At 39.0% G+C, this 26,465-nt stretch carries 20 protein-coding genes; 3 read left to right on the top strand and 17 right to left on the bottom strand.

The window, feature by feature from the left end:
- Positions 1–171: 171 nt before the first annotated feature.
- The 12 genes from deoD to BCR24_RS14155 all read right to left on the bottom strand — a co-directional run bounded on the left by deoD (position 172) and on the right by BCR24_RS14155 (position 12,398).
- On the bottom strand, positions 172–879 hold the full coding sequence (gene deoD / locus BCR24_RS14210; protein ID WP_010761702.1) for a purine-nucleoside phosphorylase: 708 nt from the start codon (positions 877–879) through the stop codon (positions 172–174).
- Between the two features lie 26 nt (positions 880–905).
- Entirely contained in the window at positions 906–1,724 is an 819-nt protein-coding gene (locus BCR24_RS14205) for a purine-nucleoside phosphorylase (RefSeq protein WP_069641174.1), read from the bottom strand.
- A gap of 10 nt (positions 1,725–1,734) precedes the next feature.
- The gene (gene deoB / locus BCR24_RS14200; RefSeq protein ID WP_069641173.1) at positions 1,735–2,901 is read right to left on the bottom strand and encodes a phosphopentomutase; all 1,167 of its coding nucleotides are present in this window, start codon (positions 2,899–2,901) and stop codon (positions 1,735–1,737) included.
- A 128-nt stretch (positions 2,902–3,029) separates the two neighbouring features.
- Positions 3,030–3,992 (bottom strand): ABC transporter permease, encoded by a 963-nt coding sequence (locus BCR24_RS14195; protein WP_069641172.1) that lies wholly within the window; start codon positions 3,990–3,992, stop codon positions 3,030–3,032.
- Positions 3,992–5,125 carry an ABC transporter permease gene (locus BCR24_RS14190; RefSeq protein ID WP_069641171.1) on the bottom strand — a complete coding sequence of 378 codons (1,134 nt, stop codon included), beginning with the start codon at positions 5,123–5,125 and terminating at the stop codon, positions 3,992–3,994. Before BCR24_RS14190 ends, BCR24_RS14195 begins: the two co-directional genes overlap by 1 nt.
- Positions 5,118–6,683: an ABC transporter ATP-binding protein gene (locus BCR24_RS14185; RefSeq protein ID WP_069641170.1), complete on the bottom strand. Its 1,566-nt coding sequence runs from the start codon at positions 6,681–6,683 to the stop codon at positions 5,118–5,120. Before BCR24_RS14185 ends, BCR24_RS14190 begins: the two co-directional genes overlap by 8 nt.
- A 210-nt stretch (positions 6,684–6,893) precedes the next feature.
- Entirely contained in the window at positions 6,894–7,991 is a 1,098-nt protein-coding gene (locus BCR24_RS14180; RefSeq protein ID WP_069641169.1) for a BMP family lipoprotein, read from the bottom strand.
- A 185-nt stretch (positions 7,992–8,176) separates the two neighbouring features.
- On the bottom strand, positions 8,177–8,572 hold the full coding sequence (locus tag BCR24_RS14175) for a cytidine deaminase (protein WP_069641168.1): 396 nt from the start codon (positions 8,570–8,572) through the stop codon (positions 8,177–8,179).
- 4 nt (positions 8,573–8,576) lie between these two features.
- Positions 8,577–9,239 (bottom strand): deoxyribose-phosphate aldolase, encoded by a 663-nt coding sequence (deoC, locus tag BCR24_RS14170; protein WP_069641167.1) that lies wholly within the window; start codon positions 9,237–9,239, stop codon positions 8,577–8,579.
- A gap of 18 nt (positions 9,240–9,257) precedes the next feature.
- On the bottom strand, positions 9,258–10,559 hold the full coding sequence (locus BCR24_RS14165; RefSeq protein WP_069641166.1) for a pyrimidine-nucleoside phosphorylase: 1,302 nt from the start codon (positions 10,557–10,559) through the stop codon (positions 9,258–9,260).
- 138 nt (positions 10,560–10,697) lie between these two features.
- A complete protein-coding gene (locus BCR24_RS14160) occupies positions 10,698–11,711 on the bottom strand; it encodes a LacI family DNA-binding transcriptional regulator (protein WP_069641165.1) in 1,014 nt (337 codons plus the stop codon).
- Between the two features lie 201 nt (positions 11,712–11,912).
- Positions 11,913–12,398: an AmiS/UreI family transporter gene (locus tag BCR24_RS14155; RefSeq protein WP_069641164.1), complete on the bottom strand. Its 486-nt coding sequence runs from the start codon at positions 12,396–12,398 to the stop codon at positions 11,913–11,915.
- Between the two features lie 193 nt (positions 12,399–12,591).
- Here BCR24_RS14155 and add point away from each other — a divergent pair, with 193 nt between their 5' ends.
- The gene (gene add, locus BCR24_RS14150; protein WP_069641163.1) at positions 12,592–13,599 is read left to right on the top strand and encodes an adenosine deaminase; all 1,008 of its coding nucleotides are present in this window, start codon (positions 12,592–12,594) and stop codon (positions 13,597–13,599) included.
- 76 nt (positions 13,600–13,675) lie between these two features.
- Here the strand turns inward: add and BCR24_RS14145 are convergent, their stop codons facing one another.
- The 4 genes from BCR24_RS14145 to BCR24_RS14130 all read right to left on the bottom strand — a co-directional run bounded on the left by BCR24_RS14145 (position 13,676) and on the right by BCR24_RS14130 (position 21,550).
- Entirely contained in the window at positions 13,676–16,417 is a 2,742-nt protein-coding gene (locus tag BCR24_RS14145; protein WP_069641247.1) for an endo-beta-N-acetylglucosaminidase, read from the bottom strand.
- A gap of 222 nt (positions 16,418–16,639) precedes the next feature.
- Entirely contained in the window at positions 16,640–17,527 is an 888-nt protein-coding gene (locus tag BCR24_RS14140; RefSeq protein ID WP_069641162.1) for an ROK family protein, read from the bottom strand.
- Positions 17,528–17,545: 18 nt separating this feature from the next.
- Positions 17,546–20,236 carry an alpha-mannosidase gene (locus BCR24_RS14135; RefSeq protein WP_069641161.1) on the bottom strand — a complete coding sequence of 897 codons (2,691 nt, stop codon included), beginning with the start codon at positions 20,234–20,236 and terminating at the stop codon, positions 17,546–17,548.
- A gap of 24 nt (positions 20,237–20,260) precedes the next feature.
- The gene (locus tag BCR24_RS14130; RefSeq protein ID WP_069641160.1) at positions 20,261–21,550 is read right to left on the bottom strand and encodes a glycoside hydrolase family 125 protein; all 1,290 of its coding nucleotides are present in this window, start codon (positions 21,548–21,550) and stop codon (positions 20,261–20,263) included.
- 161 nt (positions 21,551–21,711) lie between these two features.
- On the opposite strand from BCR24_RS14130, the gene BCR24_RS14125 reads away from it, so the two are divergent.
- Together BCR24_RS14125 and BCR24_RS14120 are read left to right on the top strand one after the other, a co-directional pair.
- Positions 21,712–22,749 carry a GntR family transcriptional regulator gene (locus BCR24_RS14125; RefSeq protein WP_069641159.1) on the top strand — a complete coding sequence of 346 codons (1,038 nt, stop codon included), beginning with the start codon at positions 21,712–21,714 and terminating at the stop codon, positions 22,747–22,749.
- Positions 22,750–24,891, top strand: coding sequence for a GH92 family glycosyl hydrolase (locus tag BCR24_RS14120; protein WP_069641158.1), 2,142 nt, complete (start codon positions 22,750–22,752; stop codon positions 24,889–24,891). It abuts the gene before it with no gap.
- 57 nt (positions 24,892–24,948) lie between these two features.
- Here the strand turns inward: BCR24_RS14120 and BCR24_RS14115 are convergent, their stop codons facing one another.
- Complete coding sequence (locus tag BCR24_RS14115) at positions 24,949–26,445, bottom strand: response regulator transcription factor (protein ID WP_069641157.1); 1,497 nt, start codon at positions 26,443–26,445, stop codon at positions 24,949–24,951.
- Positions 26,446–26,465 lie beyond the last annotated feature (20 nt).

Below are 26,465 nucleotides of genomic sequence, written 5' to 3'. Positions count from 1 at the left end.
GCTCGCCAAGTATTGCGCATCATCAGCTCTGCAAGCAATCGCTGTGATTTTGTCTTTTGAAACTTCTCTCGCTTCGCTCGCCAAGTATTGCGCATCATCAGCTCTGCAAGCAATCGCTGTGATTTGCAATAAAAAGAGATTGAACGTTTTTCATTTCAATCTCTTTTCCTATTAACTGTTGATCGCTGTTTCTAAACCAACTTCGATCATATCATTGAATGTTGTTTGGCGTTCTTCTGCAGTTGTTTCTTCGCCGGTCACTAAGCTATCACTAACTGTCATGATGGCTAACGCTTGCACATCAAATTTAGCTGCTAAGTAATATAATGCTGCGGCTTCCATTTCAATTGCTAATACGCCTAATTTCCCTAGTTCAAAAACACCGTCCATGCTGTCTTTGTAAAAGACATCGTCAGACAAGACATTTCCTACATGTGTCACAAAGCCTTTTTCTTTGGCCGTGGTGTATGATTTTAATAATAAATCAAAATCAGCGATTTGCGGAAAGTCATATTTGGGAAAATCGTTACGGATCATTGAAGAAGGGGTCGCGGCTGCTTGAGCAATTACTAAATCACGCACTCTGACTTTTTCAGAAATCGAACCGCAAGTACCAACACGAATCAGCTTTTTCACGCCATAAGAATTGATCAATTCATGGGCATAGATCGTCGCTGAGGGCATACCCATTCCTGTGCCTTGCACAGAAACTCGTTCGCCTTTATACGTCCCAGTATAGCCTAACATTCCTCTGACTTGATTGTAACACACCGGATTTTCTAAAAATGTTTCAGCAATGTATTTTGCGCGTAATGGATCTCCAGGCAACAAAATTTTATCTGCGATCTCGCCTTGTTTCGCTTCGATATGAACACTCATCTTTTTTCTCCTTTAACTGTACATTTTTATAATTCAGCTAATGTCGCTTTGACTAGCTCTTTAAATTGGCCCTTCACACGCTCAGTTGTTTCGACTACTTCTGCATGATTTAGACTACTTTGCATACCAGCAGCTAAGTTTGTAATACAAGAAATTCCCAAAACTTTTAACCCACTATGCGCTGCAACGATTACTTCTGATACGGTTGACATTCCAACTGCATCAGCTCCCATCACACGGGACATACGAATTTCAGCAGGCGTTTCATAGGTAGGTCCAGAATAGCCCATGTAAACCCCTTCTTGTAATAGAACATCTTGTGCTTTAGCGACTTTTCTAGCTATTTCAGCATATTCTGGCGTGTACGCATGACTCATATCTGGGAAACGCGGCCCCATTTCGTCATCATTTTCCCCGATCAATGGGTTGTCTCCTGTGAAATTGATATGATCTGTAATCAACATCAAATTCCCAGGTGTGAAGCTTTCATTCACGCCACCTGCAGCATTTGTCACAATAATAGAATGGGCACCAATCGCTGCCATCATGCGGACTGGATAGGTAACAGTTTGCATCGAATGACCTTCATAATAGTGAAAACGCCCTTGCATTGCTAAGACTTTTCGCCCTGAAAGAGTCCCATAAACTAATTTTCCAGCATGCCCCACAACAGCAGATACTGCAAAATGAGGGATTTCAGCAAATGGAATAGCAATTGCATCTTCTATTTCATCTGCTAATTCGCCTAAACCTGAGCCTAAGATCAAACCAAATTCTACTTCTTTAATGCCTTTTTCTTTTAAAAAGCTCGTTGTCTCTTTTAACATTTCACTTAAGTTCGTCATCGTTTCTCTCCTATACAAGTTTAGTTAAAAAGCTATCGCCATTTTCTGTTTTTGGAACTGCAAAATTCTCAGCTACCGTCGCTGAAATATCCGCATAATGTCCTTGCGGCAAGCTACCTTGTCCATTCATTTTTTTACTATAAACCAACAATGGAACATATTCTCTTGTATGATCTGTCCCAGGGAAGGTTGGATCATTCCCATGGTCTGCGGTTATCATCAGTAGATCATCTTCTTCCATAGCCTCAATGATTTCAGGAAGTCTTAAATCAAATGCTTCAATTGCATGCGCATAACCGACTACATCCCGACGATGACCATATAGCGCATCAAAATCTACTAAATTCGTAAAGCTTAGTCCTTCAAATTCTTTTTTCATCACTTTAAGCAATTGGTCTACGCCATCCATATTACTCTTCGTACGAACAGATTCTGTGATGCCCTGACCGTTGAAAATATCGTTGATTTTCCCTACTGCAATTACGTCTTTCCCATTTTCTTTCAATGAATCAAGAACAGTATGCCCAAATGGATCTAGCGCATAATCATGGCGGTTACTTGTTCTAGTAAAATTGCCTGGTTCACCAAGATACGGACGGGCAATGATCCGACCGATCATGTATGGCTCATCTTTGGTGATATCACGAACATATTGACAAATCCGATATAATTCTTCCAAAGGAATGATTTCTTCATGAGCCGCTATTTGTAACACTGGATCAGCAGATGTATAAACAATCAGGTCTCCTGTTTCCATTTGATGTTGTCCATAATCATCGATCACGGCTGTACCGCTGTATGGTTTGTTGCAGACAATCTTACGTCCTGAAAATTCTTCGATTTGTTTTAGCAATTCTTCTGGAAAACCATCAGGAAATACGCGGAATGGTTTTTGAATATTCAAGCCCATGATTTCCCAGTGCCCTGTCATTGTGTCTTTCCCTACAGAAACTTCTTCTAATTTCGTTGCATAGCCTTTATGGTCAGATACGGCTTCAACATTATGAAGAGGAGCGATTGTTCCTAAACCAAGCTTTTCTAAGTTAGGAATCGTCAACCCAGCTTCTTTTGCGATATGCCCTAATGTATCACTACCTACATCACCAAACTTTTCGGCATCAGGTGCTTCCCCGATTCCGACTGAATCCATTACAATTAAATGCACGCGTTTAAACATAACCATCCTTCTTTCTTTGAGATTATTTTAGAAATTTATCCTGTAAAACTTGACTGATAATTATTTATAAAAAGGGCAAGACTTCAGAAAATGTCCCATAGCCCCGCCCTTTTTTATACTAAATTATTCTATTTTGATTTGATATAGTTTTGTCCATTTGCTTTTGGTCCAGAAGCTTTGCCTAAGAAGACAACTAGCACAATGATAGTCAATACATAAGGTGCTGCTTGTAAGTAAACCGCTGGTATTGATGAAATAACTGGTAAATTCGATCCAGCAATACTGATATTTTGCGCGAAACCAAAGAATAAGGCAGCGCCCATCGCACCAAGTGGATTCCATTTACCAAAAATCATCGCCGCCATTGAAATAAACCCTTGCCCAGCAATCGTCGTTACTGCAAAACGTCCAGCGATTGTTTGAGCAAAAACCGCTCCACCAATCCCCCCTAAAAATCCAGAAATCAACACGCCAGCATAGCGCATTACATAAACGTTGATCCCTAATGTATCTGCTGCTTGAGGGTTCTCACCAACTGAGCGAAGGCGTAAGCCAAAACGAGTTTTGAACAATACGAACCAAGAGAGGATTGCGACTAAGATTGCCACAAAAGCTGGTAACGTTGTTTGTTTAAAGAATAAATCGCCTAAAATAGGGATATCCTTTAAAACAGGAAATGTAAAATACCCAAATGATTCTGTGATCGTATCTGTTTGACCCTTACCATAAATGACCTTGATCAAGAAAATCCCTAAAGCTGGTGCCATTAAGTTAACCACGGTCCCGCTAATAATATGATCAGCTCTTAGGTTGATTGTTGCTACCGCATGAAGCAGTGAGAACAACATCCCTACTAAGCCGCCGACTAAACAAGCAAGCCACGGTGTTGCTGCCCCATATGTTTCGGCAAAAGTTAAGTTAAAAACGACTGAACTGAAAGCACCCATCACCATGATTCCTTCAAGTCCTACGTTTACAATACCACTACGCTCAGAAAATGTCCCACCCAAAGCCGTAAAGACTAAAGGAGTAGAATAAACCAAGGTTTGTGTAATAATCGGCGCTAATGCAGCGATCAATGCAATTTCCATTAGATTTTCCCTCCTTCTTGACTTGTTGGGTCTGTTTTTCCATCTAACTCTTCAACGATTGCTACTTCTTTTTTGCTGCCTGAAGCTTTAGCTAGTAAGAAGCGGATCAAGTAACTGATTGCTACAAAGAAAATGATTGCAGCAATAACTACATCTACTAATTCGATTGGAACCCCTGCTCGAAGCGGCATTCCTTGTCCGCCAAGCTTCAGCACACTGAAGAGAATCGCAGATAGGAAAATCCCTACAGAGCTGCCCGCACCTAACAAGGAAATCGCCATCCCATCAAATCCGATACTCAATGAAGAGCCTTGTACGAAGAAATTACCAAATGTTCCTAAGCCAAGAACTACTCCGCCTAAACCGGCTAACGTTCCTGAAATGACCATGGACATGACGATCGTCCGTTTACTACTCATTCCAGCATATTCGGAAGCAAAAGGATTCAATCCAACTGAACGGATCTCATAGCCTAAAGTTGTTTTCTTCATCAGGAACCAAATCAAAACAAGGAAAATAAGTGCTAGAAAAATCCCAATATTTAAACGAGAGCCACTACTCAATTCTTTTAAGAAGCCCGTTCGTAAGCTTGCGTTTTCTCCAATAACTTTTGTCACACCTTTGTTACTCATAAAATCTTTTGACATCACATTATTTACAATATGTGTGCTTGTATAAAGAAAAACATAATTCAACATGATTGTAACGATGACTTCACTTGTCCCAAAGAAAGCCCGCAATAGTCCAGGAATCGCTGCAGCTAATGCTCCGGCTAAAGCGCCCGCAAGTACAGCTAAGGGTAAAACAACTAAACGTGGCGCATCTGCCATCGTTAAAGCTACCCAAATACTTGTTACCCAACCACACAGTGCTTGACCTGAAAGACCGATGTTAAAGAATCCAGCCGAATTTGCTACTGCAAATCCTAAGGCTGTGAAAATCAACGGCCCCGCTGTTACGAATATTTCTCCGATACTCTTCGGACTTTGAAAAGCAGTTTGCAGCATTGCTTGATACCCTGCAATCGGGTCCTGACCCGAAATAAGCATAATAATTGCTCCAAGAATAAAGCCCATCAATACGGATAAAACAGGAACTAAAATATTCCGTATTCGTTCTGTTTGATTATTCAACTGCCTCACCTGCCTCTTGCCTTAATTCTGCTCTAGCTTCTTCTAATGAATAGCCTGCCATTAATAAACCTAATTCATTTTCAGTTGTTTCTTTCGGATCAACGATCCCTACGATTTTACCTGCGTGAATAACGGCAATTCGATCAGATACATTCAAAATTTCATCTAATTCAAAGCTAACAACTAATACTGCTTTCTCTTTATCTCGTTGTTCGATCAGGCGCTTATGGATATACTCGATAGCACCAACATCTAACCCACGCGTTGGTTGTGACACGATCAATAAATCTGGATCACGATCGATTTCACGAGCGATGATCGCTTTTTGTTGATTCCCTCCTGATAAAGCCTTCGCTGGGACCAACTCATTTACTGTCCGTACATCATATTCTTCTATTAATCTACGTGCGTATGAATTGATTTGTTTATAGTTTAAAACGCCCGTGTTACTTAACGGCTTTTTATAGTAAGTTTGTAACGCAATATTTTCTGCCAAGCTCATATCTAAGATTAAGCCATACTTATGACGATCTTCTGGAACATGTCCAACGCCTGCTTCTGTAATTGCACGAGGGTGTTTATTTGTAATGACTTCTCCTCTTAATTCAACTGACCCGCTATCTGCTTTACGTAAGCCAGTTAATGCTTGAATCAATTCGGTTTGACCGTTACCATCGATTCCTGCAATACCAACTACTTCACCAGCTCGTACATCCAAGCTAAGACCTTTCACAGCTTCTAACCCACGACTTTCTTTCACAACTAAATCTTTGATTGAAAGAACGACTTCCTTAGGCTCTGCAATTTTCTTTTCTGTCTTAAACGAAACAGAACGCCCAACCATCATATCTGCCAACTGTTGTGATGAAACATCTCGAACATTTACCGTGTCAATACTTTGACCACGGCGAATCACTGTACAACGATCTGCAACTTTTTTGATTTCATCTAATTTATGTGTAATCAAAATAATTGATTTACCTTCTTGAACAAGACCACGCATGATGTCGATCAACTCATCGATCTCCTGAGGTGTCAATACGGCGGTTGGCTCATCGAAAATCAGAACATCGGCGCCTCGATACAACGTTTTCAAAATTTCCACACGTTGTTGGGCACCCACAGAGATATCCCGAATATAAGCACCTGGATCTACTGACAATCCATACTGCTCAGAAACTCGTTTGATTTCTGCTGTTGCTTTTTTGCGGTCTAGTATACCAACTTTTGTCGGTTCACTTCCCAGAACGATATTTTCTGTCACTGTAAATGCATCTACTAGCATAAAGTGTTGGTGGACCATTCCGATTCCTAAGTGGTTTGCAGTAGTCGGTCCATTGATTGATACTTTTGACCCATTCATAAAGATTTCACCTGATGTTGGTTCTAACAAACCAGATAAAATATTCATCAAGGTGGATTTCCCAGCACCATTTTCTCCAAGCAACGCATGGATTTCTCCAGGGCGGACAGTTAAGTTGATATTGTCATTGGCCTTAAACGTCCCGAACTGCTTAGTGATATTGCGCATCTCAATTACATAGTTTTCTTGAGCCACATTTTTCACATCCTAACGATTTAATCACTTATATCATTTATTAACACGGTACTTCTAAAAAATAAAGTAGCTTTTAGGCTCTTAAAGAAAGAAAATGAGTGGTATCTCCCTTCATTTTCTTTCTTTAAAGGCTTAACAAACCCTTGATGGCGTTAGAACAAAAGTATCCAGCAACTTTTGTTCTAACAATCATCTCATCAAGTATAATGATTACTCTTTTACATCTTTGGGAACTTCTGGAACAGTGATTTTTTCAGCGATGATTTCTTCTTTTACTTTTTCAACAGCAGCTTTTGTATCATCAGTTAAATAGCCATCTGTTAAATCAACACCGCCATCTTTCAATCCATATACTAAGTGCTCCCCACCAGGGAATTTATCTTCTAACGCACGATTAGAAATATCTTGTACAGCAGCACCAACACCTTTAAGTGTTGATGTTAAAGTGAAGTTATCTTCTTTACCGTCTTTTGTTTTGTATTTGCCTTCTTTATCTTGGTCACTATCTACACCGATTACCCAGACTTTGTCTTTTGAACCAGTTTCGTTTAAATCTTTTGCTTCTTGGAAGACACCTTGCCCTGTACCACCTGAAGCGTGGAAGATAATGTCTGCGCCTTTTTGATACATAGAAGCTGCTAATGCTTTCCCTTTAGCAGGATCGCCAAATGATGCTGCATATTCGATTTCAACTTTAATGTCTTTGCCTAACTCTTTAGCAGTATCGATCACACCTTGATGGAATCCAGCTTCAAAACGGTCGATAACCGCGCCTTCTTCACCACCAATAAAGCCAACCGTATTTGTTTTCGTCGTGCGTGCTGCAGCGACACCCGCTAAGTAAGAAGCTTCTTGGTCTTTGAACGTTGCAGATACTACGTTATCTTTTCCTTCAATAACACTATCAACGATACCAAATTGAGTATCTGGATTTGCATCAGCTGCTGTACCGATTGAATCAGCTAGTAAGTAGCCAATACCAAAGACTGTTTTAAATCCGTTAGAAACAGCTGTATCAATATTTGTTACGTATTCTGAAGCATCGTTTGATTGAATGTAATCAAATCCGTCTGCTCCTTTTTTAAGATCATGTTCTTTACCCCAATCTTGTAAACCTTCCCACGCTGATTGGTTAAATGAACGGTCATCTACCCCGCCAATATCAGTAACGATAACAACACTGTGATCTGCATCCCCGCCTGCTGATTTTCCATCTGTTGAATCTTTTTTACCTCCACCACATGCTGCTAATGCAACAGTCAATGCTAGTGCAGTCAAGCCAAAACCAAATAATTTTGCTTTTTTCATCTCTGTAAAGCCCCCTAAAATAGTTTTATATTTTCAACAGTCAGATGACTGAATGAACCAAAATAATAATGAAACACTTCTGTACTTTGCGTACCTTAAACTTTTCAATAGCACGATAAAGGTTGACAGGTTTAGCTTGTGTGTAGATAACTCTCAAAAAGTCAAAGAGAAGCGAATAAAATACCTTACAGATCTTTTTCCGTAAAAGCATACGGTAGAAGCTCAGCTACGGTCATTTCTTTGGTAACACCTTGTTCTCCTACCAAGGTAACTGGCATATCAGGCGCACAAAATTCAGCCATCACTTGTCGGCATGCGCCGCACGGAGAGATTGGCTCTGGTGTATTTCCCGCAATTACTAAATGGTGAAATTCTCGTTCACCTTCTGAAACAGCTTTGAATAGTGCTGTCCGTTCTGCACAATTGGTCAATCCATAAGAAGCATTTTCGATATTGACTCCTTGATAGGTTTTACCTTCTTTGGTAATCAGGCATGCACCCACTGGAAAATGAGAATACGGTACATATGCTTTTGTTAACGCATCATCTGCGATCGCTAACCATTCTTGTTTGGCTGTCATTAGCTTAATACCCTGCTCCAGTTGAGCCTTCCATGATTGCAACGCCTGCACTTGTTCCAATGCGTGTAGCACCTGCATCGATCATCGCTTTGGCTTGTGCTTCATTATGAATACCACCCGACGCTTTGACACCCATGTCTGGTCCTACTGTTTCACGCATTAATTTAACATCTGCAACTGTAGCGCCCCCTGTTGAAAAACCAGTTGATGTTTTAACAAAGTCGGCACCTGCTTCTTTAGCAAGTTCACAGACTTTGATTTTTTCTTCATCTGTTAGTAAGGCTGTCTCAATGATTACCTTGACTAAGGCTTGCCCCTTCGCTGCATCAACAACGGCTTGAATATCCTTCAAGACTTTTTTGTATTGCTTAGATTTAAGAGCACCAACGTTAATGACCATATCGACCTCTGTCGCACCATTGTTGATCGCATCTGTTGCTTCATAGGCTTTTACTTCTGATGTATTAGCGCCTAAAGGAAAACCAATTACTGTACAAACAGCCACAGAAGTTCCCGCTAAGTGTTCTTTTGCTAACGCAACCCAGCATGGATTAATACAAACTGAGAAGAATTCATATTTTTTAGCTTCTTCAATAATTCGTAAAACGTCCTCTTCCTTTGCATCTGCTTTTAAAATAGTGTGGTCAATCATTTGATTTAATTCCATTATTTTTTTACACATCCTTTATGCTGTTATTATATCATGAATCAGCTCAGGTTCAGTGCCAGAACTGCCGATTTCGATATTTTTATATAAAAGTTCTTTTACGTGGTCGATTGAATCTGAATTTGAATAAATAGTCAGCAATGACTCACCAGAACTCACTGCCATCCCTACTTTTTTATGCAGTTTGATTCCTACTGCATGATCCACTTCATCTTCTTTCGTTGCACGCCCTGCCCCCAAGAGCATTGCAGCAATACCGATTTCATTTGCTACAAGCTTTTGAACAACACCAGATGTTTGAGCTGGTAATTCTATTTGATATTTAGCTGTCAACAAACTCTCAGGAGCATCGATGATGGTGTCATCTCCACCTTGGTTGCGGATCATTTCTCGGAATTTTTCCAATGCTTTACCTGATTCCAACGCCTCTTTCAACATCTCACGAGCATCGTCTAATGTAGTTGCTTTTTTTGCTAGAACGACCATTTGACTGCCTAAAATATAGCACATTTCCAACAAGTCTTCTGGTCCTTTGCCTTGCAGTGTCTCGATTGCTTCAACAACTTCTAAACTATTGCCGATTGCTTCACCTAACGGTTGAGACATATCAGAAATCACCGCCATTGTCTGGCGATTCGCTAAATGTCCGATCCGAACCATTGTTTCTGCTAAGCGGCGGGCTTCATCGATATTTTTCATAAAAGCACCTTCACCAGTCGTTACATCCAATACGATTGCATCCGCACCCGCAGCGATTTTTTTACTCATGATCGAACTTGCAATCAGCGGGATCGAATTGACCGTCGCTGTAACATCGCGTAATGCATATAATTTTTTATCTGCTGGCGCTAAATCACCTGACTGACCAATTACTGCTACGTGACTTTCATTTACCAAACGAATAAATTCAGCATCAGGTATTTCTACATGAAACCCTGGTATCGCTTCTAACTTATCCAATGTTCCACCTGTATAACCAAGACCTCTCCCAGACATTTTGGCCACACTAGCACCAACACTGGCAACTAGCGGCGCTAAAATCAGCGTTGTGGTGTCACCTACACCACCGGTAGAATGCTTATCTACTTTGATTCCTTTAATTGAAGAAAGATCAATCATTTCACCTGAGTTAGCCATCGCCAACGTCAGGGTCGTAATTTCTTCATCTGTCATGTCTTTGTAAAAAACAGTCATTAAAAAGGCGCTCATCTGATAATCTGGAATATCCCCTTTGGTATAACCAGAAATAATGAATTGAATTTCTTCATCTGTTAAGACCTGTCCATCTCGTTTTTTTTCGATCAAATCTACCATTCTCATGCTTTTTTGCCTCCGAATCAATCCTCAAGGATGTATTATACACTAAAATTGTTCAGGTTAAAACCTTTTAGTAAAACAGTTTACTAACGCTTTCATATTTTGAAAACGCTTATAACACGAACATTAAATCAAATCCCCCTAATTGTCAATCGATTTCGTGCTATTTCTTAAAATAAATGTTGTATCAAAAATTTTATTGGGTATTTTTTTCTTTGGATCATTGATGGACTCTACTAAAAATTGCGCCGCATAAAAACCAATATCAAAGCTTGGTTGATAGACAGTCGTTAAACCTGGCACCAAATATTCAGAGATCTCCAATCCATCAAAACCAATCACTGAAATATCTTCTGGAATTTTTTTTCCACACTCTTCGATTGCCTGATAAGCGCCCATAGCCATTTCATCATTGCCGCAAAAAATCGCTGTAATTTTTTGATTTTTCAGAACTTTTTTAGCTGCTGTATAACCACCACCTAAATTTAGGTCCCCGCTGCACATATATTCTTCCCGTATAGAAATACCGTTATCTTTCAATGCATGCTGATACGCAGTCACTCTTTCAGTTAACTGATAATAGCCGTCGTTTTCTTTCAACATCCCAATATGCCGATGCCCTTGTTCAATCAACGAACTGACAGCTTGATACGCACCTTCATATTCTTTTACGATCAAGCGGCCGCTTTCTCGTGGATTGATTCCTCGATCGACCAAAATAACTGGAACTTTCCGTTTACTTTTATTTCTCAAAATGTGATTAGCTGGTAAAATATTCGGTGTAGCAAAAATAATGCCATCTACCGAACGGTGCACGAGTTCAGTGACATATTGCGTTGCCTTTTCTTCATCATGTTTTGAATTACATAATAAAATCATGTAACCAAGAGAATTCAAATAGGTTTCTACCCCTTCGATCACCTTAGCAAAGAAAAAATCAGTTACATCTGGCACAACCATCCCGATCGTTTTTGAATGACGTGTGATAATGTTCGAAGCAAAATAATCTGGCTTATAATCGTATTCTTCCACCACAGCCAACACTTTATTTCTCGTTTTTTCACTAAAGCGGCTACCTTTATTGTTGATGATTTGAGACACTGTTGTAACTGATACACCTGCCATATCTGCAATTTCTTTAATGGTCAACTTCATACTCATTCTCCCTTTGTTGACACACCTACCAAGAATGTCAACGTTTTCATTTTACTTATCGAATAATTCTAGTTTAGCAGAACTTAATATAATAGAATAGCTTATCTTCTTTTACACACCTCAATCTTTGCTCTAAATACCTGCGAAGAGAGCGTTGCTTTACTCCCCTCTCCGCTTTAACAATTATTTTCTAGTCAACTTTCACCAATTATTCGTCAACATCAATAAACCAGGAATCCAGCAGGTAACAATTCCTTCAAAAATCGCGAAATACAAGACTGGCTTTCCAATTTTCTTTTTCAAAACATATTCAATAAAGCCTGTCATCCATAAAATTCCCCAAGACAACCAAATCAAAGCAAAACGCCAATCGCCATCTACTGTAAACGAAATGTATGCCGCTGGAATCGTATTTATCGCAACAAATAAAGCAAATATTCCATAAATCCGCATATCTAAATCAAACACATAAATCAGACCGACCATCAAGTAAGTGAACGCAAATAAATAACCAGTCCCCGCGTCATAATAAGCACCTCGAGATAAATAAAGGGTATTGATAATAAAAGACAAACTTCCTGTCAGCAAATTTAATAGACCAGTCGATTTTTTATCTACTCCAACCAAGCCGCAATATCCATTACTAATCAAGGTAATCGCCACAAATAAGAGCCCTACTCCTAACAAAAAAATCCCTCCAACTAAATAATAAAAAAGAGTGTTTTTAAGAACCCCTTGTACTTTAAATCCTCTGAAAAATCTACTCGTCTTTATAGTATACCACGACTCTTATTGACAGAGTGTACAACGCGTGTTAAAGTCTTCAAAATACTGATTGAAGAAGACCACAAAATTTCAACAAAAAAGAGAGGATGATACTGTGAAACGTGAACGCGTCAAAAAACTACCAAAAATAGAGTTGCATTGTCATTTAGACGGCTCAATTCGCCCAGAAACTTTACGAAAAATAGCCCTTCAACATAACATTTATTTACCTTCTGAACAAGACCAATTGAAAAATCTGTTAGTTGCTCCTCAAGATTGCCAAAATTTGAGCGACTATTTAGAGCGTTTCGATCTAGTTTTGACCTGTCTGCAAACAGAATCTGCGCTAAAAGCTGCTGCATTTGACGTGATCAGTCAAGCCGCTGAAGAGAATATCTATTATATAGAAGTTCGGTTTGCTCCTTCCTTACATACAAAAAAAGGTCTCTCTTTACCTAAGGTCATAACCGCTGTATTAGCTGGTCTGGAGCAAGGTCAACAACAATTTGGGGTAAAAAGTAATGCATTATTATGCGGTATGCGCCATGAAGAGTTGTCTGATATCGCAAAAATCGTTCAATTGGCCGATACGTTCAAAACAGATGGCATCGTGGGATTTGATCTGGCAGGCAACGAATTAGATTTTCCGCCCTATACCTTCGAAGAGACATTAGGTCTTGTTGAGCAATTAAAGATTCCTTTAACATTACATGCTGGCGAATGTGGATGTGGTCAAAATGTCGCTGATGCTGTTTATTTAGGCGCTAAACGGATTGGACACGGGATTGCTGTAAAAGATTCTCCGAACTATTTTCCATTATTAAAAGAAAAAGATATTTTAATCGAAATGTGTCCCACAAGTAATTTGCAAACTAAAACTGTTACTACATTAGCGGATTACCCATTCCGTTTGTTTCTTGATGCAGGAATCAAGGTTTGTATCAATACGGATAATCGCACCGTTTCGAATACAACATTGACCGACGAATTTATGAAGCTTTATGAATGGTACGGTATCACATACGCGGACATGGAACAATTGAATCATAATGCGATCAATGGTGCTTTCATCTCTGATGAAGAAAAAAGAACTTTGCATGAACAATTGACGAACAATTATTAGCTAACCTAAATAGGCAGAAAGAACCGCTACTCGATTCTTCTGCCTATTTTTTTCTTAAGTTAATGAAATACCAATACTACGGTTTAACAATACCTGTTTGGTCAACACCAATGATTTGCCAATCATAAATTCTAGCTGTCTTCCCATTTTTTTCTGCCTTTTCTAAAACTAGCTTGACATATCTTGCTTCCACTAAGCCAATTGCATCTTTGCTATGATCTAAGGTATTCCCTCTTTTTTGCACAACAGTTCTCCAATTGCTTCCGTCATCACTTACTGAAATATCATACTCCCTCGTATTCCATTCTGAACTTTCGCCACCTGCGCCAGCATGGAATAATTCAAATCCAGCAATTGTTTTTACCGTGCCTAAATCAGCAATCATCCAAGGTTTGTCACTGCCATTATCACACCATTTCGTTTTCAAGTTCCCGTCTAAAGCAAAGCGATAGCTTTCTCCTTCATTTGTATAACCAGAGCCTTGGTCCGCAGTAGTTGTTGGTAATACTGATAGATTCTCTATTTTAATCCCAGTATTTTGATCATAAACGTAAAGATACTTTTCCTTGATGATCTCAGTCTCACCTGAAGCATTAACTGCCGTTGCTCTTACAGAATACGTACCTGCTTTGGCAAAGGATAGTGTCATTTCTTGTCCAGAAGCAGTTTCTGGTGTTGCACCAACCACTTCCCAGTTCACGGTTTCTGTAGATTTAGAAACCGTTGCATCTAGAGTGATTGTTTCTCCTACAGAAACTAATGTGCTGCTAGCATTAATCGCTATCTCAGGTTTTTTTAGCGCTTCAAATGGATAAACAGCTGTGGTCCCTTTACTTTGCTGTTCTCGACCATAATGATCAACTGGAACTACACGATAATTTGCAGTATCTTCTATTCGTTCTTGATTTAGTAATGTATAGGAGTTGTTTGCTGTTTCTCCTTCAAACTGCCATGTCCCAGCCACTTTTCGGTAAATGCGATAAGAGTTAGTGTTTTTCCCCTTCGTCTCCCAACGTATACGAATACTTTCTGTTAAATCATCAATAACTGTTTTTCCTGAAAAGGTAAGTTTACTGACTGGACTGATTGATACTTTTTTTTCTTTTCCAATTCTTAATTGCCCCAAACGAATTGAAGCCGGACCTGTCTGATTATTCTTGATATCCAAGCCAATAGCCGTAATTGCTTTGCCGCTTGCTGCTTTTAAGGAATATGTCGTTTGTACCCAGCCATTTGCCAACATTTGTTGTTCACCTTGAATCGTCACTGGTTTTTCTTTTCCCTTAAGTTCTAAAACTAAAGATACGTTGTCTGCTCCTTTTGTCACGACAGCGGCTGTCTCAGAGGCGCTCACTTTCAATTGAGAAGCATATAATTGAATAAACGTTCGTTTGTCAGCGGTCATCGTTCCAGATAAATTGATCGACGAACCACCATTAAATGCATCTTTATAATCTATTGTTGCTTCAAGTTGATTGCCTGCTTCATTGTCAATAACCCAGCGATAGGTAGGCATAACGTCTTGAATACTACGATTATTAAAGCTTCCTTCTTTGACTTTTGTACCATCTAAATAAAAACCATCCCCATTTCCAACATTAAAATTTGTTAAAAACGGTACACTTGTAATGGGTGTTTTCTCCACGTAATATCTAGAAACGCCCTGCCACTCACTTTTAGCACTTTCTACCGAGCGAGGATCTCCTTGTGAATTTATCCAAAGTAATGTTTCGTTTTCCCAATAACGATCAACATCGTACTGACCGCCATCACGTAGTGTCCAATCTGGACAGTACAGTCCTAGTGAGAGAAGTGGTTGTCCATTTTCCCCTAAAATGCTACTTGGTTTTCGCCGGCTATTTATGCCGTTCGCTTGAACGTCGATGCCTGCAAATAAATCATATGGGTCACGCTTCAGCTGAACCGCCTTTACTCTTGATGTTTCAAGATTCTGCCAGCGGAAATCAACAAACATTTTATCCGAAACACGTTTTTTCCCTTCTTGGAAGTATCCTTGATTTTGTTCATTTAGGGCACCTTGCCAATCAACAGCACCAGTTGGAATCATCGAGTCATACCAAATAACCTGCTGATTTTTTGGTTTACGAGCTTGTAAATAGCTCATACATTCTTTCATAGCAGTCGCTGTTTGTGCATCAACATTGGTTTCTTGATTGATAAACCATCCATCAAAACCATAGGCTTCCGACATTTCTAACAACTTATCTGCCATTGGAAATTTTCCTGTGCGATCTTTTTGTACGAATTGCTCTACCCATTCACTTTTACCACCATAAGCTTCTGGCGGAAAGAAAACAGTTCCAACAATCGGCACACCATTTCTATGAGCTACATCCGTGATATCACCGCTTGGTGGAACTATGATTCCTTCACCAGAAGAACCCGCCCAAGCAACTAATGTATCCACATACTGCCAATTTGTAAAATTGTAGACCGCTTTATCTGTACCACCTTGTGATGGCGTTCCTTTCGTATGCCGATTAACAATCGCGATTGACAGAACTTTGGCTTCTGTACTCTGATCTACATTCATTTTCTTTCCTTGCACACGAGTCGCTAAAGGAACTTTAGAACTATTAAATGGTGCGTCAGGATCGTTTTTAGCATCCCAGCTGAGTAACGTATCTGGAAATAAGGCTGTCGCTTCTGGTACTTGATCAAACAACGGGATAGCTATTTCCTTATTACTTCTTGATTCTAGCGATTCTGCATAAACCCTTGATACCGATGCACCGCCTAATAGAGTGAACACAACAGCTGCACTACAACACACATGTTTCAAAGTTTTTCTTTTCAATGAATGAACCCCCTTAATCATTTTCCCTAAATTCCAGCATTATTCATCCTCCTGAAAATGATAACGCTTTCTATCTTTTTTATAAATAGAGAAACTATAGCATTTGTATCAAAAAGTATAGGTTCTTTTTGTAGAAAAAAAAGACAGCTAGACTATTGAATAATATGACCAATAATCCAGCTATCGTTTTACTTAATCAAGATATAGACAATTCCCTGTGCATCAGCTTACGAATTCATCTGATTTAATTTCACATTTCTCTTTAGCTAAAAGCAAGCAACCCATTGTCCCGCTGTTATCTCCTAAATCACACCCTACGATATAGTCCTCTAACACAGGCAACGCTACATAACCGCCCAATTGCCTTTCTAACGATGCGCGGATTTTTGGAAACAGTTGCGTCTGTTTCATAACACCGCCGCCTAAAATAATTTTTTCTGGCGACAATGTTAGTGTATAATTCATCAACGCTTGTGCAATATAAAAGGCTTCAATTTCCCAAATATCATGCGTCGCTTCTAGTAACTGCCCTTTGATTCCGGTCCTCTTCTCCAATGCTGGACCTGCTGCTAATCCCTCTAAACAATTATCATGGTACGGACATGCACTTTCTACTGTATCACCTGGATAACGTTGAACAGAGATATGCCCCATCTCTGGATGACTAAATCCTTGCAGAACGGTTCCATTGACAACAGCACCTCCACCAACACCTGTGCCTACCGTCAAGTAGATACAGCTTTCAGTATCTTTCCCTGCACCTAAATGCATTTCGCCATACGCTGCTGCATTAACATCCGTCGTCCAAGCAACCGGAACCTGATAGCGCTCTTTTAAGGACCCTAAAAGATCGATATTTTGCCAGCCTGGTTTCGGTGTAGAGGTGATATATCCGTAAGTACTAGACTTACTATTAACATCAATAGGTCCAAACGAGCCTATCCCAAGTGCTATTAACGGATACGTGTCAAAAAATGCAAAAACTTCATCCAAGGTTACTTTCGGTGACCTCGTTGGTAAGTTGATTCGTTCAATAATGTTTAATTGCTCATCTGCGACTGCACAGAAAAATTTTGTACCGCCAGCTTCGATTGATCCATAGTACGTCATCTAGCTTTCCTCCTGTCCTTAGCGATCAAAACCAATCGTTCGAATTTCGTAAGGCTTCAATTGTTTCACCACTTCTTCATGTTGCTTTTCTTCTAGCAAATTCAATAAGTGTGCCACCTCTTTCCCATTTTTTTCTATTTCAATCTGAGCTTGGTTCCCACTCATATTGAAGCCTCTGACAACAAGTGCATCATCATCCGCACTATTTTTCACTGCGGTTACTGCGAATGTCTCCCCTTTAATCATTAAGTAAGCATCCTTCGCGTTTAATAAACCTGCATGTCTTGACGTTTGTTTCACACTAAAGGGAATTTGCGCAGCATAAGCTCGTTGATACGTAGCATACCGTCTTTCCTTTTCGCTATGAAAGTCAATGCCATAGTGGAACGTATGTGTCCCTAAACATTGTGCTTCTGGTGTTGGGAAGTACCCCCAATCTCCCATTTCTCCGACTGCTCTTAAAAGAGTCAATGCAATCGTATTATTTTCCGGTAATACTTCATATTCATTCAAGCCAAAATTAGAAACCGTTATTCCAGATTCCTCATCATGGATATTAACAAACGCATGCTGATGTTGGGGATTGGTTGGATTTTCCCAGCTTTTGCTTACTTGATTTGGTCGAGTAACCACTTCATAAATACTATCAGCTTCATGGGTCTGTGTTTCGATTCCTGTAGGAAACAATATCCGCAGACGATGATCTTTCATTTGATTATCCAATGTCGTTTCAAATTTTAAGCGCGAAGAATCTTTTTCCATCGTTACTAGCGTTTCAATCGTTAATTCTTTCATCTTTGATGAACGGCCAGCTTTGCGATAACGGAAATCTACAACTGCCTTTTGCTCTTGTTCTAGTAAATCTTCTGCTGCTTCTGGGATTAACATTTGTTGAACGATTTTAATTTGCGCTATGAATAATTCATCTTTTACTACTGAAATTTCTGCGGGATGATGCTTAGACAAAATAGGCGTTGTTCCTTCTGATTGTTTAAAGATATATTCATTCCCAATGTCTCCTGTATCTTCAATCAACAATAAGTTGTCATAGCTCTTTTCTGAAGACTTATCCAATACTTCAAGGGTTCCATCTTCATTGATTGTTACAGTTAGACAGCTATTTTCCAGAACATAATTCTTTGAATCTTTGATCATAGAATCTATTTCCACATCTAAGTTTTCCGTTGGCTGTAATGCAAATGTAGCCCATGAGAAAGGCGCCATATCACTTATCAACAGCTCTACTTCAACATATTTAGCCATATAAGGGACTCTAAAACGATCTTTTGGCAACTCATAACCAAAGCAAGTCTCTGGTTTTGAAACAGTCGCTGAAATTTGTTGTCCCTGTGTATTGATTACTGCAAATGCAGGAGTATCACTATCAACTAGCCCTTCCCATAGTTCATGAGGAATTCCCTCTTTAAATTGTTTTCTTTCAATCTCAATGCGTACTTTTATGCTCTCTGATTTTTGATAGCCAGAAGTATTAAACACAACAAATGGATGACTTTTTTCTGGAAAATCTTCTGTATTTACTGCGATAACTAATTGAGATAACGCTTCCTCTGCCAAATATTTCCCAACTTCATTGGCTTTTTCAAACCTTGGAATCATTTCACGATGAACTTCATCTACAGAACAGCCGCAAATACTATCATGAGGGTGATTTTGCAGCAATAGTTTCCATGCGTAATCTAATTGGTCATGAGGATAATTGCCAGTCAATTCGTAAGCCATTGCTGCCAAAGGTTCTGTTCTATTTTCTAATTGACGTTCCACAGCTGTATTCCATTGCTTCAGGTAAACTCTTGCCGAAGCTGTATTAGCTAAAGTAAACCAGCCGTCTGTCTCCTGGCTCGTCAACTCACCATAAACTGTACCAACTTTCTCTGATAAATCTTGCTGCATTTGTTTTAAATACGTATCAAAATTTGAGTGGATAAATTCATATTCTGGAAATAGTTCATTTGCTAAAGCTATTGCTTTTGTGATATCTTTTTGAACAGGTTGATGATCAACACCATTCATCATCAATAAATGATCCGTTGATGCAAATTTTTCAACTTCTGCTAATTTTTGCGTCCAAAAGGCTAACGCCGCTTCCTTTTCTGCTGGTATCTCATTGCCGTTGCTGTACCAATTTGCAAATAATAATCCTAAAACTGTACTGTCGTCCGGTCCTTGCCACCACATTTCTGAATATTGAGAAGTATAGTTTTCATCATCCAACACCTCGTTATTAAAGCCGACTGGTTTTACCCCTCTACCAAAAGCAGCAGCATCTAAGCCTGCTTGTTTCATCATTTGTGGTGTCTGACCCATATTGCCAAAAGTATCTGGGAAATACCCTAATCTGACAGCAGCTCCCCATCTATCGCTTTCTTTTTTGCCAATCAACATATTTCGAACATTCGATTCAGAGCTGATCAGAAAGCCATCTTGTAAAATGTAAAACGGACCAATCCGCAGTTTCCCTTCTGTAATGGCTTTTTGAACTGCTGCTTTTTTTTCTGGTCTTACTTGTAAATAGTCATCTAAAATAATTGTTTGCCCGTCTAAATGAAAACTATCAAAAGCAGAATCCGTTTCGATCAACTCTAAGACATCATCCATTAATTCTACTAAACGCATGTGATGCTGCTCATAAGGCAGATACCATTCACGATCCCAATGAGAATGCGAGATAATATAAACTTTTTTCTTCATGATTTCACGCTCCATTTCATTCTTTTATCGCTCAACTCGTATATCAAAATAATCCATCACTAATTCACAAAACATCATATTTGCCCAAGAAAACCATTCACGTGTGTACTTAGAAGGATCATCCACATCAAATCCCTCATGCATCAAATGAGTACCCCCATCATTTGCAACTAAGGAATTTAAGATTCTTTCTTTCTCAGACTTGTCATTTGTGGTCATACCTTCCATTGCTAATGCAATCGGCCAAATATAATTTTCTGGAGTATGAGAGCTGCCGATCCCTTTTGCATATTTCCCTTCGTAAAAATAAGGGTTCTCCTTGCTTAAAATTGTTTTGCGCGTCATTTGATACGTTACATCTGTAATTTCTGTATATCCTAAATAAGGAGCTGAAAGTAGATTAGGGATATTGCTGTCATCCATAATACTCGTGTTACCAAGACCATCTACTTCATAAGCGTACACAGACACCCCAAGCTGGTTGTGGGTTTTTCCATATCTTTGAATCCCAGCATCGATTTCTCTTTTCAAGATAGCAGCTTGTTTCACTATCTCTGCATCAGACAAGACTTCCGTAAAGATTTCTTCAATATATCCTAAGATAACGACCGCAAACATATTGGACGGCACTAAATAACCGTAGCGACACGAATCATCACTAGGACGAAAACCTGACCAAGTCATCCCTGTCAGATGAACTTCAGTGCCGCGCCCTTTATTCGGCAATGTATCTTCTAATCGAGTTGTGTCACGTTCAAAGGTATAAGGGGAATGTTTATGTTCTTGCTCCGTTTTGAAAACGTTCAAAATATGCTTCACACCTTCAACGAAGTTTTCATCAAATTGCTTTGTGTATCCAGTATTTTTAAACAATAAGTAGGCTAATTGAACTGGATAACACAGTGAATCGATCTCATACTTTCGCTCCCAGATCCAAGGATTCATCTTAGTGTGATCCGTTTGATGCCCCGCACTATTCGGTATTTCATTAAAGGCATTCGCATAAGGATCAATCGTGATATAGAAAAATTGTCGTTGAACCAATCCACAAATCATCTCTGCAAGTTCTTCATCTTCTTTGGCAACCACTAAATAAGGGCGAACTTGGGCCGTTGAATCTCTCAGCCACATCGCAGGAATGTCTCCTGTCAGCAAAAAGGTTGTTCCATCGTCTTGCTTCTTAACTGTAGTAGTCAGAGTATTCGCAAACGCTGCATTAAAATTCTCAGCCCAACCTGCATGCTCTTTTCCACACAACTGAGTCATCTTATCCATAAAAACTTGTACAGAGTTCGGTATTTTGTTATAAATCATAATAGCCTCCTTGTCAGTTGATATATCATTTAACAACGAAAGTATATGCTAATGAAAGCGTTTTGTCCACTGTTTTTTCTACTATTTTTGAATTGAACTCTTTTTCTTTCTATGTTAAACTACCTTTAATGATATATCATTTAACGATTAGGAGAACAACTATGTCTAAACCACTATATAAAAAAATTATCGATGACTTATTACATGCTATTGAAACTGGTAATTTGCAGGAAAATGCACAACTTCCTACAGAAAAGGAATTATCTCAAACCTATAACGTCAGCCGTATTACCTCTAAACGTGCACTCACAGAGTTAGAGAATCAAGGCTTGATTTACCGTATACAGGGAAGAGGCAGCTATGTCCAAAAGCGTAAACCCATGAAGAAAAAAGTAGCTCGTATCTTATTTTTAATCCCCTTTGTAAATGACCTTTCACTTGGCAACTTCAATGAAGGTCTAGCACCTGTCACAAGTAAGCATCAATATGAAGTGATCATGTCTTCATCCGAATTTTTGATCAATAAAAAAGCAGCTGATATTATCGAAGACTTTGACGGAATGATCTATTATGCTCATAATACAGAAGACTTTCTAGACACACTGTTTGAGCTATCCATTCAGGAGTTTCCAGTTATTATCTTAGATAAAAAAATTCATGATCTATCTTATCCAACAGTACAATCGGATAATTTTTCAGGTGGTGTGATGGCAACAACTTATTTAGCAGAGCTAGGGCATCAACGAATTGCTTATATTTTTGGTGAAACTACCTTGCCGCAATCGGTACGTCAACGCTATTTAGGCTACATCCATGCAACAAAAGAACAACATTTATCGTTCCATACTGCGTTAACGGATAAACAATCTTTTTTAAATGCTGATGTCATTCACTATTTACACGAAAATGCCATTACAGGAGTGGTCTGCGAGAATGACTTAGTGGCAATTTCTTTAATGAATCTGGCAAAACGAGCGAATATTGATATACCTAATCAATTGTCAGTTGTCGGCTTCGACAACATTCAGGCAGCTTCATTGATCGACCCATCACTAACAACCATTGCACAAGATTTTAAAGGCATGGGGACACTTGCTGGAACAATGCTGATCGACTGGATTGAAAAACATAAAGTCCCGACTGACCAGCAAATCCCTGTAAAACAAATCATTCGACACTCAACAAAGGAGAATCAATAGATGAACCCAACATTGATCGATACTAGACACGGAACAGATAATCAGCACTCTTTTTCCAATGGCAATTGCCTGCCTTATACAGGTGTTCCTTGGGGCATGAATTATTTTGCCCCTCAAACGAATGGAGAGAATGGCAGCTGGTGGTTCAACCCCAGAGACCCCGTCTTTCAGGGATTTCGACTAACACATCAGCCGAGTCCCTGGATGGGGGATTTCAGTTACTTTGTGCTATTACCTTTTAACGGTCAATTGAAAGAACAGACACTCTTTCATGCCCAATCTTCTTACCGACCAAATAAGAGCGTTTTCAGACCTGACTATTTAGAAATTAAAGAACAACGATATCAATTGACTACACGCATGATCCCTAGTATGTACGGAGGTGTGTTGACTGTTCGCTATAGTCAGCCGAATGCAAATCTGTTACTTTCATTACCTGGAAAATATCAACTGACGGTAGAAGATGACCAGACAGTTTCCGGCTCTATAATAAACTACGCAGGTTGTGAAGATTCTCATTTTTCATTTTATTTTACGCTTCACTTTCAGCAACCTTTAACTTTTGAAACTCCTATTAAAAAAAATGGAGAAGATGACTGTATTGCTTTTACTTTTGGCGATATTCAAGAACAAACCGTTCAATTTGGCACTTCTTTTATAAGCTGCGATCAAGCCAAGCTGAACTTATCTCGTGAAATTCATTGGAAACCTGAAGATTATCTCAAAAATTCTGAGGAACAATGGTCGCATTATTTAAGTAAAATCGATATCCAAGATAAAAATACCAAACGTCGCTCGACTTTTTATCATAATTTATATCGTGCTTTTTTATTCCCGCAAACCTTTTATGAAAAAGATGCTAACGAGAAAATTATTCATTATGATACGTTGGCTAAAGAAGTAAAACCAGGGTTTCTTTATACAAATAACGGCTTTTGGGATACTTATAAGACTGTTTATCCGCTCTATTCATTGATCGCTCAAGAAAAATATGCAGAAATGCTGGAAGGTTTTTTAAATAGTTATCGAGAAAGCGGCTATTTGCCTAAATGGCTTTCACCTGATGAACGTGGCTTGATGCCCGGAACCTTGATTGATGCGGTAGTAGCTGATGCCGCAGTGAAAGATATCCGTCCTGATCTGATGCCTGAATTTTTAGAGGCCATGATCAAAGGGGCAACAATTCAAAGCGAGAATTCAAACTACGGTAGACAAGGAACCAACGATTATTTAACCTATGGATATGTGCCTGCTAACTATCACGAGTCAGTAAATCATACCTTAGATTATTGTTACAGTGACTTTTGTATTCGCCAAGTTGCTAAAAGCTTGGCAGAGCATACGACTGCTGAACACTATGAAAAACAAGCCAAGAATTATTTATCTATTTTCGATCCTAACACTGGCTTTATGCGGGCGAAATACACAGACGGTAGGTTCAAAGAACCCTTCAACAGCCATCGTTGGGGCGAAGATTATGCTGAAGGTAGCGCTTGGCAGAGTAGTTTTGCTGTATATCATGATTTCAAGGGCTTGATTGCTGCTTTCGGCGGCCAAGACAAATTCCAAGAGAAATTGATCGATTTATGTAATCAAGCACCTGTCTTTTCTGCTGACGGATACGGGTTTGAAATTCATGAAATGAGTGAAATGGCTGCCACAGAGTTTGGTCAATTGGCCATTTCTAATCAGCCTAGCTTCCATTTTCCTTATTTATTTAGCTATATTGGAAAGCCAGAGTTTGCTCAGCCATTGCTAAAACAATTGATGACCCAAGAATTTAATGATAGTCCTACTGGTTTCCCAGGAGACGAAGATAATGGCAGCATGGCTAGTTGGTATATTTTTAGTTCATTAGGGTTTTATCCTGTTTGTCCTGGTTCAGGTGAATATGTGATCGGGATGCCTTTATTTGATAAAGCTATTCTTCATTTATCTACTGGTGAAACCTTGACTATTTCGACTAGTCCAAATCAAGAACAGCAACAATTTGTGGACCATATTCATTACAATGATTCTTTACACGAGGGATTAGTGTTCACCCATGCTAGCTTGATGAATGGGGGTACGATCGACTTTACTTTAGGGACCGTACCTAGACCGAGACAATACAAAGAAGAGCAACGTCCATTTAGCATTTAATTGCGTTTGATTTACGAAAAAAGCAAGCACAAGAGTTCTGTTCTTGTGCTTGCTTGATTATTCTTCACCCACCGAATCATAATGATGTTTATATTTTTCTCGAAATTCTTTAGGGGTTAGATCATTCATTTTTTTAAAAATTTGAGAGAAGTAAGTACTGTTGTTAAAACCGATTTTATCAGCGATTTCATTTACATTATCGTCCGTATAGAGTAACAGATTTTGTGCTTTTTTCATACGATATTGGTTCAAATATTGAGAGAAACTCTTCTTAGTTTCTTTTTTAAATAATTGCCCCAAGTACATTACATTAAGATGCAATGATTGAGCTACACATTTCAACGTTAATTCACTTGTATACTCAGAACGAATTTTATCGATCACTTTTTGCACATTTTCTGAATAGTCATATGCTATTTTTTCCCGTGTGATTTGGGTCACTGTAGTCGATAAAATATCGTGCAGTTCATCAGCATTCGATGAATGATTGATATCATCTAGAACTTGTTGATACTCGCCTTCATCCAAATGATTAAAGCGGCGATAGATATCCATAAACAGCATAAACGTAATATGGCGAACATCTTCTGGGCGGGCACCAATTTTTTGCGTTTTAGCAAAAATTTCAGCAATCGTGCTCTCGATTGTAGTGAAATCTCCAACCATCAACGTTTTATTAAAATTAATAATATCTGCTGAAAGATCGAAATCATCTGAAAAAACAGAATATAACACATTATTGCCACTTGTTTCATAAAATTTATAGCGTTGCAACGTCTGATTTGCTTTTTCATAGCTATCCGGTACATCTTCCCAATCACCAACCGTCTCGCCGACACTTATCAACCAACTATCGTCTTCATTTGCTTTTAAAGGATTTGCTGTTAGCAGTTGGTTCAGTTGATACTTGCCACCTCTAAATATATGTACAATCAGACTTTTATCCCCTAAATTTCTAGTAAACAATAAAGATTGCAGCTGGTTTTCCAGCCAGTCAATAACGGTGTTTTTTTTCTCACGATTAACCTCTATCAATAAAACAGTCCACTCTGATTTTTCTGCCGTATTGACCAATCGGTCCAACTCTTCATAACTGTCCTTGTCGATTTCACCATTCACCCATTGAGATAATAAAATTTCACTATACAAACCATTTCTAGTTTCTTGCTGACTACGGTCATCTAAACGTTTCTTTGCCTTTTTGACACTTTTTAAAAGCTCGACCTTATCAACAGGCTTCATCAAATAATTGATTGCCCCTAACTGCAGACCGCCTTTTAAAAAGTCGAATTTTTGATAGCCAGAGAGAATCATAAACTCAAACTCTCTAGCCTCTTTTTGGGCAGCTTCAATAAATTCTAACCCTGTCATTTCCGGCATTGTAATATCAGTGATCACCAGATCGATAGCCTCTGTCTCCATCATTGTTAATGCTTCTTTTGCATTTCGTGCCGTCCCTTTGATGGAAAAGCCTTCTGATTCCCAAGAAATAATTTTTTTTAATCCATTTACGATCATATATTCATCATCAACCAGTAAAACATTGTAATTCATTCGATTGCTCCTTTACTTTA

The sequence above is a fragment of the Enterococcus ureilyticus genome, from assembly GCF_001730315.1.
In the GTDB taxonomy this organism is placed as follows: domain Bacteria; phylum Bacillota; class Bacilli; order Lactobacillales; family Enterococcaceae; genus Enterococcus_L; species Enterococcus_L ureilyticus.
The sequence above is the reverse complement of the archived record's forward strand: the minus strand, read 5'-3'. Positions and strand labels throughout refer to the sequence as shown.